Source organism: Marinobacter sp. M5B, from assembly GCF_042604615.1.
Lineage (GTDB): Bacteria > Pseudomonadota > Gammaproteobacteria > Pseudomonadales > Oleiphilaceae > Marinobacter > Marinobacter salarius.
In genome coordinates this window covers 1,362,921-1,375,685 of record NZ_CP156894.1, presented here as the reverse complement: position 1 = coordinate 1,375,685, position 12,765 = coordinate 1,362,921, and the positions used below count along the sequence as shown (strand labels likewise).

The 12,765-nt window shown below is 57.8% G+C and carries 11 protein-coding genes; 4 read left to right on the top strand and 7 right to left on the bottom strand.

Annotation, left to right across the window (positions count from 1 at the left end; all coding sequences use genetic code 11):
• Positions 1-10 precede the first annotated feature (10 nt).
• The 7 genes from lepA to rpoE all read right to left on the bottom strand — a co-directional run bounded on the left by lepA (position 11) and on the right by rpoE (position 9,096).
• Positions 11-1,813 (bottom strand): translation elongation factor 4, encoded by a 1,803-nt coding sequence (gene lepA / locus AAGD24_RS06145; protein ID WP_379866857.1) that lies wholly within the window; start codon positions 1,811-1,813, stop codon positions 11-13.
• Positions 1,814-1,917: 104 nt separating this feature from the next.
• Positions 1,918-4,644, bottom strand: a complete 2,727-nt coding sequence (locus AAGD24_RS06140; protein WP_036204191.1) for an EAL domain-containing protein — start codon at positions 4,642-4,644, stop codon at positions 1,918-1,920.
• Between the two features lie 143 nt (positions 4,645-4,787).
• A complete protein-coding gene (locus AAGD24_RS06135) occupies positions 4,788-6,242 on the bottom strand; it encodes a DegQ family serine endoprotease (protein WP_081899258.1) in 1,455 nt (484 codons plus the stop codon).
• Between the two features lie 106 nt (positions 6,243-6,348).
• Complete coding sequence (locus AAGD24_RS06130) at positions 6,349-6,807, bottom strand: SoxR reducing system RseC family protein (RefSeq protein WP_036204183.1); 459 nt, start codon at positions 6,805-6,807, stop codon at positions 6,349-6,351.
• Positions 6,804-7,853, bottom strand: coding sequence for a MucB/RseB C-terminal domain-containing protein (locus tag AAGD24_RS06125; RefSeq protein ID WP_227544260.1), 1,050 nt, complete (start codon positions 7,851-7,853; stop codon positions 6,804-6,806). Before AAGD24_RS06125 ends, AAGD24_RS06130 begins: the two co-directional genes overlap by 4 nt.
• Before the next feature lie 41 nt (positions 7,854-7,894).
• Positions 7,895-8,464: a sigma-E factor negative regulatory protein gene (locus AAGD24_RS06120; protein ID WP_041335054.1), complete on the bottom strand. Its 570-nt coding sequence runs from the start codon at positions 8,462-8,464 to the stop codon at positions 7,895-7,897.
• A gap of 14 nt (positions 8,465-8,478) precedes the next feature.
• Positions 8,479-9,096, bottom strand: a complete 618-nt coding sequence (gene rpoE, locus AAGD24_RS06115) for an RNA polymerase sigma factor RpoE (protein WP_126813012.1) — start codon at positions 9,094-9,096, stop codon at positions 8,479-8,481.
• Between the two features lie 199 nt (positions 9,097-9,295).
• Here rpoE and nadB point away from each other — a divergent pair, with 199 nt between their 5' ends.
• From nadB to AAGD24_RS06095, 4 genes are read left to right on the top strand one after another with little or no spacing between them, the layout of a single operon-like run.
• On the top strand, positions 9,296-10,900 hold the full coding sequence (nadB, locus tag AAGD24_RS06110) for an L-aspartate oxidase (RefSeq protein ID WP_177190603.1): 1,605 nt from the start codon (positions 9,296-9,298) through the stop codon (positions 10,898-10,900).
• Between the two features lie 50 nt (positions 10,901-10,950).
• Positions 10,951-11,205, top strand: a complete 255-nt coding sequence (locus AAGD24_RS06105; RefSeq protein ID WP_007152075.1) for a succinate dehydrogenase assembly factor 2 — start codon at positions 10,951-10,953, stop codon at positions 11,203-11,205.
• The gene (locus AAGD24_RS06100) at positions 11,189-11,677 is read left to right on the top strand and encodes a hypothetical protein (protein WP_228210485.1); all 489 of its coding nucleotides are present in this window, start codon (positions 11,189-11,191) and stop codon (positions 11,675-11,677) included. Before AAGD24_RS06105 ends, AAGD24_RS06100 begins: the two co-directional genes overlap by 17 nt.
• 14 nt (positions 11,678-11,691) lie before the next feature.
• Positions 11,692-12,690, top strand: a complete 999-nt coding sequence (locus AAGD24_RS06095) for a folate-binding protein YgfZ (RefSeq protein ID WP_228210484.1) — start codon at positions 11,692-11,694, stop codon at positions 12,688-12,690.
• Positions 12,691-12,765: the final 75 nt, after the last annotated feature.

The following is a 12,765-nucleotide window of genomic DNA, read 5'->3' as shown; positions in this document are numbered from 1 at the left end:
CAGGTGCCTTTTAGTTATCCACTTTCAATACGGCAAGGAATGCTTCCTGAGGCACCTCAACATTGCCCAGTTGCTTCATGCGCTTCTTACCTTCTTTCTGCTTCTGCAGCAGTTTCTTCTTCCGGCTGACGTCGCCACCGTAACACTTGGCGGTGACGTTCTTGCGAAGCGCCTTGACGGTCACTCGCGATACCACCTGATTCCCGATAGCCGCCTGAATGGCGATGTCGAACATCTGGCGTGGGATCAGCTCTTTCATCTTGTCGATCAGGGCGCGACCCCGGTAGTGGGACTGGTCCTTATGGACAATCAGCGCCAGTGCGTCCACGCGCTCGCCGTTGATCAGCACGTCCAGACGTACCAGGTTGGCCGCCTGGAACCGCACAAACTGATAGTCCAGTGACGCGAACCCGCGGCTGGCGGACTTGATCCGGTCGAAAAAGTCCAGCACCACCTCGGCCATCGGCAACTCGTAAGTCACCTGAACCTGGGTGGACATAAAGTGCATGTTCTTCTGGATGCCGCGCTTTTCCTCACAGAGGGCGATCACGTTGCCCAGGTGTTCCTGGGGCACCAGAATGCTGGCCTCCACGATTGGCTCGCGCATCTCCTCGATGGACCCAATATCCGGAAGACTGGACGGATTGTCTACCGACAGCGTCTCACCCTGCTTGGTAACGACTTCATAGATAACCGTCGGGGCCGTGGTAATCAGGTCAATGTCGTATTCCCGCTCCAGCCGCTCCTGGACGATCTCCATGTGGAGCATGCCCAGGAAGCCGCAACGGAAACCGAATCCGAGGGCATCCGAGCTCTCCGGTTCGAAGAACAGCGAGGCGTCGTTCAGGGTCAGCTTTTCAAGAGCATCCCGGAAATCATTGTAGTCATCGGAACTGACTGGAAACAGGCCCGCATAGACCTGAGGCTTGACCTTCTTGAAGCCGGGCAGCATCGGGATGTCGTCCGAGCCTTTCTGCTGAACGATGGTGTCACCCACCGGCGCCCCATGAATGTCCTTGATGCCGGCCACCACAAAGCCGACATCCCCGGATTCCAGAATATCCGTGTCTTTGGGTTTGGGATTGAAAATACCGACCTTGTCCGCATTCCAGGCCTTGCCTGTCGACTTCATGACGATCTTGTCGCCCTTCTTGAGGGTGCCTTCAGTCACCCTGACCAACGACACAACCCCCAGATAGTTGTCAAACCAGGAGTCGATAATCAGTGCCTGCAAGGGTGCTTTTCGATCACCCTTGGGTGGCGGGATTTTCCTGATCAGATCTTCCAGAACATCCTCGACGCCCAAACCACTCTTGGCGCTGCAGCGCACGGCGTCGGTTGCCTCTATACCAATGATGTCCTCAATTTCCTGGGCTACGCGGTCCGGCTCAGCCTGCGGCAGGTCCATCTTGTTGAGCACCGGAACCACTTCCAGCCCCTGTTCAATCGCGGTGTAACAGTTGGCGACAGACTGGGCCTCAACGCCCTGGCCGGCATCCACCACCAGCAACGCACCTTCACAGGCGTACAGTGAACGCGATACCTCGTAGGAGAAGTCGACGTGGCCGGGTGTATCGATGAAATTCAGTTTGTATTCAATGCCGTCCCGAGCCTTGTAGTTCAGAGTCACACTCTGGGCCTTGATGGTAATACCACGCTCACGCTCAAGATCCATGGAATCAAGGACCTGCTCAGCCATCTCGCGTTCTGTCAGGCCACCGCAGATCTGGATAAAGCGGTCTGCCAGAGTGGATTTACCATGGTCAATATGGGCGATGATCGAAAAATTTCGGATTCGGCTCAGTTCAGTCACAGACAATGAATACTCGCAAAAGACGAAGGATTGAGCCCGGAAGGGCCGTTGCCGGAGTCCGGCGACGGCGTGATTTTACCGGTTACCGGCCGCTATTGCCATGATCAGGAGATCAGCGGCCGTTCATATTGCCGAATAAGGAAGCCGATAAGCGCATCCTCGTCCAGCGGATAACTGAACAGGTTGCCCTGACACTGGGCGCAACCGGCGCTTTTGAGGAAGCTCAACTGCTGAGGCGTTTCCACACCCTCGGCAACAACGGTCAAGTGTAACTTTCTGGCCAGTGCGATCACCGCCGAGGCAACATCGGTTGCACTGACGTTGTACGGGATGTCGCGAATAAAACGATGGTCAATCTTGATAACGTCCAATGGCAACTGCTGGAGCGCCACCAGAGAACAGGAACCGGTGCCAAAATCATCCAGGATCAGGCAGACACCCATGTCGTGCAGGGACACAAGGAGCTCTCTCAGCATACGCGGGTCTTCATTCAGAAGCTCCGCTGGCATTTCAAGTTCAAGCCGCTCTGGCGACACCCCCGTTTCGGTAATGACCTGGCGCATCATATCCAGAAACCCGGAATCCGTCAGTTGGCGAACGGACAGGTTGACCGCCATTTTCAACGATTCAAACCCGGCCCGTTCGAGGGCCTGAACCTGGATACAGGCCTGCCTCAGCGCCAGCTCGCCAAGACGTATGATCAGGCCCGTTTCCTCGGCCAGGGTAATGAATTGCTGGGCACTGACCAGCCCCTTCTCGGGGTGGTGCCAGCGCAGGAAAGCCTCGACGCCAATCACCCGCTCACTCTCGAGATCCACCTTGGGCTGGTAATGCAGCACAAACCGATCGCCTTCCAGTGCGGTCGCCAGTTCTTCCTGCTGAAGCAGCCGCCTGGCGGCCTTGATGTTCATGGCCGGGGTAAAGAACTGGTAGGTGTTGCGCCCTAACTCCTTGGCCCGGTACATGGCCAGGTCGGCATACTTCATCAGCGTACCGGGGTCTTCACTGTCGTGAGGGATCATGGTAATACCGATACTGACGGTAACCCCCACTTCGTGATCGTTGAGACGAATTCGCTGGCACAGCCTCCGCAGTATGGCTTCGGCAACCTTGCCAGCGTCATCGGGACCGCTGATTCGTGACAACAGCACCACGAACTCGTCGCCACCCAGCCGGGCCACCGAATCTTCCTCCCGCACGCAGCCGGATAACCACTGGGAAACCTGCTTCAGCAGTTCGTCGCCACTATCGTGGCCGAGGGTATCGTTGATACGTTTGAAGCCGTCAAGATCCAGGAACATCAGGGCGGCCGGCTCTTCGGTGCGACGACTTCTGCGCACCACATGGTTAAGCCGGTCACGGAACAACTGGCGATTGGCAAGCCCGGTCAGCGGATCGTAGAACGCCAGGCGATGCAGCTCCGTCTGTGCGGCTTTCAGCTGGGTCAGGTCACGGAGGCTCAACACCACCCCATTCACGCCGGGCACCGTCAGCATGGCTGTGAACGTGCCTTCCATATCCCGCCACTGACCTTGCGCATCGCGTATACGACCACGGATCACCGGCATCTGCTTCCCAGGTGATTTGACCGCTTCATCAAACCCGGACTTTAACTGCGGCCAATCCTCGGCATGCACCAGGGAGGCCAACTCCAGACCATAAACCTTGTCGGGATCGAAGCCCAAAATGTCGTGACTGGACGGACTGGCGTAACGCGGCGTGCCATCGCGATCCAGCACAAGAGTCACGTTCGCGGCACCTTCGGTAATAGCCCGGTAGCGACCCGCGCCAATCTGCGCCATGATCCGGCCGCGAATCATGGTCAACACGAACAGGAACATCAGCAGACTGATAACAATACCGGAACCGAGAACGATGGGCGGCCGCGGATCAGACGCCAGGTAGTCAAACGCCGGTGTGGAACGGGTTTGCAGCAACCAGTCGCGCCCACCATGGGTAATGGTCTGACTCATTTCAAAACTGAAATCCTCATCCAGGGAGCCCAGGTTTGACCCATACATCTGCGTATCCCGTGACACCTCCCCGCTGTCGTATATTTTCACGTCCAGGAATGGCGAGATCAGGCCGACGATGCCATCGAGCAGGGTGTTCATCCGAAAGGCACTGAACACATAACCGGCGAGCATCATCTGCCGCTCAACACGACTTTCAGGTATTTCCCCACCCTGGTAAACCGGGTAATACATCAGGAAGCCAGCCTGATCCTCCGCCACTTCCTCCTGAACCAGCACGACTTTACCCGTCACTTTTGGCTCGGCATGGTCCCGTGCCCTCGCCATGGCATGCCGGTGCACCGGATCACTGAAGGCGTCGTAACCAAGTGCCTTGCGATTCCGCTCCGTTCCGGGCTCCAGATACACCATGGGGTAGTAATCCGGCCCGGTACCAAGAGGCGTCACGAGGTAATTGAGGACACCATCTTTCCTGACCGACGCGATGTGGTCCGCCATCTGGCGGACACCTATTCTTTTCACGTAGCCAATGCCCTGGATGCCCGGGTAATAACGGTTGATATCCACATTGTCGACGTATTCACGCCAATCGTCCCTATCCACTTCACCGGCAACGGCAAACAGGCCCGCACTGCCGGCCAATACCTGCTCATAATTCAGCAGGCGCTCTTCAATAGCAGTTCGCAGCTGTAGTGACTGTGTTTTGAAACGGGCTTCGGTACGGTCTTCGACCAGGCGAATGGAAACTTGCCATAACAGGACGGTGACAGCGAGAGATGCAATCAGCACTAGCCATGCTGCCCACGAGTAGCGCAGCTGGAGCAGTTTCCGGAGGGGAAGTTCCTTTCTGTTCATCATTCTCGTGCAGGTCCGATCCGTGGCCAGTAATCTGATTATTTTGGGAAGTATAACAAAAGCCCCACTGGCTGTCGTTTAAACGACCCCCAGCAGGGCTCTCAGTTTTGTACCATTTTGTGTCCGCCGATCCGGCGGATCAACCGTCAGGGCTTCATCACCAGATAAGTGGCCCGCCCCTGGCGAACAACGCGCACCGAGACGGCGCTGTCGTCTGGCAAGGAGGACACCGCTTCGCGGAAATCCTCCACAGAGGTGACTTTGCGGCGGTTCAGCTCGGTGATCACATCCCGTGGACGGATACCCGCATCAAGCGCTGGCCCGCGGGCAACGTCTGCCACAAGCACTCCCCCAGATATCCCCAGCGACTCCTGAAGCTCAGTTGGCAGAGGCTCAACCGTCATCCCCAATGGCGCCGATGATGGGCCGTTGTTGCTGGACGCCGGAGCGGAGGCTTGCTCCGAACCCTCTTCCGGCAGTTTGCCGATTTCAACGTCCAGTGTAATCTGCCGGCCTTCCCTCATTACTTCCATGGTGGCCGTTTCACCGACCGGCGTACGCCCTACCATCGGCGGCAGATCCGAAGACAACGTTACGTCCTCGCCCTCGTACTCGAGCACAATATCACCCGCCTGCAATCCCGCTTTCTCGGCAGGCGAGCCCGCCATCACTTCTGCAACCAGGGCGCCTCGAGGACGCTTAAGGCCAAATGACTCCGCCAGATCTCGATTAACCTCCTGTATCAGCACACCCAGCCAGCCACGGGAAACCGATCCATCGTCCCGAAGCTGCCGGAACACATTCATGGCATCATCAATGGGGATTGCAAAGGACACCCCCATGAATCCACCCGAGCGGGTGTAGATCTGGGAGTTAATACCCACAACCTCGCCGTCCAGGTTAAACAGTGGCCCGCCGGAGTTACCCGGGTTGATAGCAACGTCAGTCTGGATAAACGGAACGTAGTTTTCCGATGGCAGTGAACGGCCCAGGGCGCTGACAATGCCCGCTGTTACGGTGTAATCAAAACCAAAGGGCGAGCCGATAGCCAGGACCCACTCACCCACTTTCAGGTCATTGGAGCGCCCGATCCGCACCACAGGCAAGTCGTCGCCGCCCTCAATCTTCAGAACCGCCATGTCCGAACGTGGGTCAGTGCCAATCAGTTTGGCAGGCAATTCTCGACGGTCATTCAGGCGCACAATGATCTCGTCGGCCCCTTCCACCACATGGTTATTGGTCAACACATAGCCATCACTGGAAACGATAAACCCGGACCCCATGGACTGACGCGGGGCTGAACCACCAGGGCTGCCGCCAAACGGTGACTGGGGACCGCGGAAGAAATCCTGGAAAAACTCCGGTAACTGCTCAAGCTGTCGATCGTTAAAAGGGAGACCGTTTGAGCGGCCACGATTCGCTGACTTGGGCTCGGTCGTTGTACTGATGTTGACCACAGCATTCGAGTTCTCTTCGACCAACTCGGTAAAGTCAGGGAGACTGCGAGCTGAGACAGACTGAGCCAGAGACAAGGGAACAAGAAGACACAAAAGATACCAGACGAACACAATGGAACCCTGGCGCTGAGGCCGGCGCAGCATGTCTTGATCGTTCTTTACTTCAGGCATTAAAGACCCCCTGTTCAGCGGACGTTATAAACTCAATGTGCGGTCAAAGCCGATAATTTCAACAGAGCCTGTTGGAACATCATTCCGGGGAAGCGACCACCCCCTGCCTGACCTCCACCAGTGTCGGCTCCCAGGTTCCCGCTTTACGTGACTGCCCCCTGCGAGCGGCCAGGAAGCCCAGGGCAAGTCCCGCCGCAGCACCCATCATGGCGACGGCCTCACTGGCCGCGTGGCCTGCCGACAACTGGTGCCCCAAAACAGCCCCGGCCACCATCGACACCAATGGCAGGGCGTAAACAAGCAGGGAAGCACCAAGCAGCGCGGACTCATCAATGGCCACCGTCACCTCATCACCCACCTCGGCACCAAGGCTGTTGGCCACCAGAACCTGATTGGCCCTGCCTCCTGAAACACCGGCCAGTGCACGCTGGCCACAGCCATGACGAGCCGAGCAACTTTCACAGGCGCTGGTGCGAATCGTCTGCACCCATACCCGGTCGCCGGCAACACCGACAACCCTCCCGGTTTCCGTAATCATTTCCGGCCTCCGCCGAACGCCAGGGTATCGTCAATCGTCACTGATTCGGCCACCTTACGGGCCGTCGTCGGTGGAACTTCCCCAACCACAGTCACGAAAAACGCGATGTCATCCACACTGAGCTGTTTCATGTACACCGTGGTTGCGCCAATTCGCGAAGCGCCGGTGGGCATCACCATCTTCCGTGCTGGTTCGACAAACACAGAAAAGGCTGCCAGCCCATCCGAGAACGCCACTGCCTGCCCTTTGCCTGATCGCGGGGCAGCGGCGGGAACAAAACCATCCGGGCGCCACTCAAGCGTCCAACCATCCATCCGTGCCGCGGGAGACGACGTCTGTTCCGGTTTCAATTCCCGTTTGATGGCCTCTCCCTCCGTTTGCACGATAAATTCGCTATCCGGGAGAGAGTCCGTTATTTCAAGGCTGGTGAACTGAAAATGCTCAAGCACCTCACCGCCGACGGAACGCACATGGCTCTTCACCAACAGACCGGTGGATTTTTCCAGCCATAGCTGGTGACTGTATCGAAGATCATCCCTCGCCCTGAGCCCGAGCTTGACCACATCGTAACCAGCAATACGATCATCGCCCACCAGCTCTGGCTGATACCATTGACTGACCGGCATCAACTGATGGGAAAATGCCTCGGCAAAAGGACCCGACGGAATAACCTGATCCAACTGGATGCGCCCATGGTCAGGAAGCACACAGACAACCCGCATCCCCTTTCGCACGATCTCACCGCTGGCTCCGTCCTGCAGAACCAGCCGCTCTTCCACCATGCCATCCCGATACCGGTGCGCAATCTGCATCGAACTGACCTGATCACCCCGGGCATACACAAAGACGCCGCGATAGGACGTCATGTTGAGGGCAGGACCAAGACGGTTGAGCCAATATTCGGCGCTCTGTTCATTCTTCCCGGCGCTCTCCGCCGTCTCGGCAGACACTTGCCCTGTCAGAACGGTGAGCAACGTTAACATGACCAGCCCGTGCCTGATTGCACCAGGGAATCGACTCTGGATTGCCATTGCGATTCTGCCCATCAGCCGCTTAACTCCAGCCAGTGTCCTGCAAACATGAAACGTCAATACCCTGGTCCGGACGCGCTAACGACACGCGCATAGCCAACGGAGCCTCGACCGGCTCCTACGCTGTTGTGTTGGGCGTGCTCAAGAAGATAGCGGCTAAGATGTTCCCATTGCTCCTCATCAAGTCCTTGCAATGCCACCTCCGGCACCGGCTCGACCGCCGACTCCTGCCGATCCTGTTCTTCTGAAACGCCCGCGGCTGCAATCGCTCCACCATCTTCGGCGGACTCCCAACCAGCACCGGCGCCAAAACCAATCACCGCTGCCAGTGTGACCATCGCAACCGCTGGCCAATGCCAGCTTTTGTCCCGGCGGGGCATCGAGCCGACTGTCGCAGCAGGCGATACCGCACCGCTGCCATCCAGAACATCCCTGACCCCAGCACTGACATCCACAGCCTCCGGTGCCACGCTGCCCTGATGCATGAGATCCCGCACCTGCTGCCAACGCTGCCACTGCGAACGAACCTGATCCTGCTCAGCGTGTGACAGCAGTCTGCGAACTGACAATTCATCTGCCTCGTCATCCATCATTGCCGACAGCGTTTCTTTGAGACGATCATCCATAGGATGCAACCTCATTACGTCCGGGAATCATTTAACAAAGGGCCCAGGTGGCGATCCACTGCATCCCGTGCCCTGAATATTCGTGACCTTACCGTGCCGATGGGGCACTCGAGAATACCGGCGATGTCTTCGTAACTCAGCCCGTCGTACTCCCTGAGCAAAAACGCAGATCGAAGCTCCTCCGGCAAGTTTGATATCGCCACCCTGAGCGCGCTCTGCAACTGATCCCGCTGCAACAGTTTCTCCGGTGACGCATTGTCCCTGAGTCTTGAACCGTCGTCGTAATTCTCGGCTTCCCCCGCGTCGGCACTGCCTTGCGGACGACGCCCGCGGGACTCAAGAAAATTCTTGGCCGTATTCACGGCTATACGGTACAGCCAGGTGTAGAACGCGCTGTCTCCCCGAAAACGGTCAATCGCCCGGTACGCCTTGACGAAGGTTTCCTGGGTAAGGTCCATCACCTCCTGGCTGTCGTAGACATAACGACTGATAATCGACGCAACCCTGGACTGATATTTGACAACCAGAAGATCAAAGGCAGGCCGATCACCATGACGGACCTTTTTTACCAGCTGAAGGTCTGTCTGGCTTTCGCTGCCGTCTTCCTTGTGTCTTTCTGTATCAGCATTCATAGACGGAGTGCCGGAGTTGCCATAGCGTTCGACCGTCTGGCCCACTTGCCTGCTATTCAATGGAATCATGCTGCTGTCCGGCATCCGATGAGTCTACAATGCCCCCTTTTATCCGGGAGCACCCCGTCAGGCCAAATAGACAGCGAGCGCAAAGTTTAGTTCAATACACATCCACATTATGGCCCGCGATTACGACCCGATGCCACAGTCCTACGAATTCGATGTCCTGATTGTCGGCAGCGGTGCTGCCGGCCTCACTGTTGCCCTGAATTTGCCCGAGCACCTGCAGATCGCCGTCATCAGCAAGGCCGATATCAGCAGCGGCGCAACACTCTGGGCCCAGGGCGGCATTGCCGCCGTGCTGGATGACGACGACTCTCTTGAGAATCACGTCAGCGACACCCTCAACGCCGGGGGCGGCCTCTGCCACGAGGATGCTGTCCGGTTTACGGTTGAGCATGGCCGCGAGAGCATCAACTGGCTGATCGACAGCGGCGTCACCTTTACCCGCGATGACCAGTCCCAGTACCACCTGACACGGGAGGGCGGGCATAGCCACCGCCGCATTATCCACGCGGCCGATGCCACCGGTCACGCTGTTTCCACCACCCTGACGTCCCAGGCCCAGGCGCGCCCCAACATTACCCTGATGTCCCGCAGGGTTGCCGTAGACCTGATCACCAATCGCAAGCTGGCATTGCCTGGAAACGCGTGCGTAGGCGCCTACATACTGAACCTGGAAGACAACCATGTCGAACTGTTCCGGGCCCGGTTCACTATCCTCGCCACGGGCGGCGCCAGCAAGGCGTATCGCTATACCACCAACCCGGACGGAGCTTCGGGAGACGGTATAGCCATGGCCTGGCGCGCCGGCTGCCGGGTCGGCAATATGGAATTCAACCAGTTCCACCCCACGTGCCTGTACCACCCACATGCCAAGTCGTTCCTGATTACCGAGGCAGTGAGGGGTGAAGGCGGTGTGCTGAAGCTTCCGGACGGCTCCCGCTTTATGGATCGCTTCGATGATCGAGGCGAGCTGGCGCCCCGGGATATCGTGGCCCGCGCCATCGACCACGAAATGAAACGGCTGGGTGCTGATCATCTATACCTGGACATCAGCCATAAACCGGCCGAGTTCATCAAACAGCATTTCCCAACCATTCGCGAAAAATGCCTGACGTTCGGGATTGATATCACCAAAGAACCGATCCCGGTGGTACCCGCCGCGCACTACACCTGTGGCGGCATACTCAGTGACGAACGCGCCCGCACCGACATCAACCAGCTCTATGTTGTCGGCGAGGCTGCGTTTACCGGTCTGCATGGCGCCAATCGCATGGCCAGTAACTCCCTGCTTGAATGCCTGGTCTACGGCCGTGCCGCCGCTGCGGATATAGCGCGACGGGAATCGGACATTCCTGCACCACCCCAAGCACCGGACTGGGACGAAAGCCAGGTAAGGGATTCCGACGAAGACGTGGTAATCTCCCACAACTGGGACGAACTGCGGCATTTCATGTGGGACTATGTTGGCATCGTTCGTACGACCAAACGCCTGCAGAGAGCCAAGCACCGGATTGATCTGCTGGAACGGGAAATTGGCGAGTTCTACAGCAACTACCGCGTCTCGAACGACCTGCTTGAGCTGCGCAACCTGGTGACCGTGGCGGACCTGATTATCTGTTCCGCGTTGCAGCGCCGGGAAAGTCGCGGCCTGCACTACACACTGGATTTCCCCGGACTACTCCACGAGGCAAGGGATACCGTACTGGTTCCCACCACTTACCGACGGTCGTCTCCCTGAAGGAAATGGCTCGGTCCACTCCAATGCCCACTGGTTAACTGAGAGAATCAATGTCTGACAACACCGAATTCAACCGCCTCTACTGGCACAGCCGCCGCGGCATGCTTGAACTGGACGTTTTGCTGATCCCGTTCCTTGAAAACGCCTATCGAGACCTTCCCGCTGAGGACCAGGCACGGTACCAAAAGCTGATCAACTGCGAGGACACCGATATGTTCGAGTGGTTCATGCAGCGCAGCCGCCCGGAAGACCCCGACCTGCAACGCATCGTTGACCTCATACTGAACCGTGTCCAGCCGGATTGAACTGGCGCTGATTCCATCCCACGCTGTCGGGTTACTGTGCACCCTGCCCTGGCTGGCGCTGACCCTGTTCGTAGCCGCCGTAGCCAGTGAGTTCAGCCCCCTCCTTCTGGTGCTGGCTATCCCCTCACTCGTGGGTGCGGTTTTCGAGTATCGCCGAACCGGCTTGCTGGTCGGTCCGGCAGCCGTAACCGAACTACGGGTTGAGGGCGAGCAATTATACGTGCGCCTTCGCTCAGGGCAGGACCGCGCTGTTCAGGTTGCGGACGAAAGTCGTCTGGGTGCCCACTTTGCGATCTTGAAACTGCAGCATTCCGGCACCATATCGTGTACATATCCTGTTGTCCTGGTTGCCGTTACGCCGCGGTTTCGCAACATCCCTTCCGATGCATTCCGCCGTTTGCGGGTCTGGCTTCGCCTGGGCCCGACCTCTGGCAGCAAGGCATCTGGTCGCCAAACGCAGGAAATCCACTGATTCTGGAGTGCTTCATGTCAGACATCGAAAGTCCGTTGGCCAACCATCCGCTTCCCCAGCCCCGCTGCGCTTCCATCTCTGACCGTGTCATGGTTCGAATATCCGGGCCAGGCACTGACAAGTTCCTGCAGGGGCAGTTCAGCCAGCAGATCGACGATGTCACCCAGGGTCATTCGCCAAGAGCGGCAGCCTGTACACCCAAGGGGCGCGCCTATTGCCTGACCCGGTTGGTGAGGGATGGTGATGACATATTGATGGAGCTGCCAGCGGATCTCTCCGACGGCACGGTGACTCATTTGCGCAAGTACCTGATGTTGTTCCGTGGTACGTCAATGGAGGTAGAGTCGGACGCTCGGATCATCGGACTTCTGGGCGATGCCGCAGTAGAAAAACTGCTGCCAGAAGGCACCGGTGCACTGGCAGTCGCAGGCGATTCCGTGAAAATCAACGGAGGCCACGTGATACGTACGATGGACACCGCCGAGGGCATGGCTCGCTATGAACTCTGGCAAACGGGTGATCTGGACACATCGCTACAACAGGCTCTGGCGGACATTCCTGCAGCCCCCCTCGCCGATTGGCAGGCTTCCGAAATTGCTGCCGGCGTAGCATCGCTCACGGCCGCCACCACGGAGAGCTTCGTGCCGCAAATGCTGAACTGGCAGCATGTTGGAGGCATCCACTTCAAGAAAGGCTGCTACACCGGGCAGGAGGTGATCGCGCGCATGCACTTCCTGGGGCAACTCAAAAAAAGCCTTTTCCGGTATACCTGCAGCGATGCCGGTACCCTGCCTGCCCCCGGTGAGTCGCTGCTGGACGGAGATCGGTCAGTGGGAAATGTCGTGAATTCTGTTGGTTTCTCTGACGGACACTCGGAGATTCTGGCCGTTGTGCGCCACGATGCGGCGGAGAAATCATTGGTACCCGAGAGCGCCTCCGACGCGGTTCTGTCACTGCACCCCTTGCCGTATTCTGTTCCGGAGCGTGAAAAAACCGACACGCCTGATACATAAGTTGACAGGAAGAATCCCGATAATTTGCTATAAAGTACGTCATATACATGAACATATTAGCCTTTCCGGACGTTC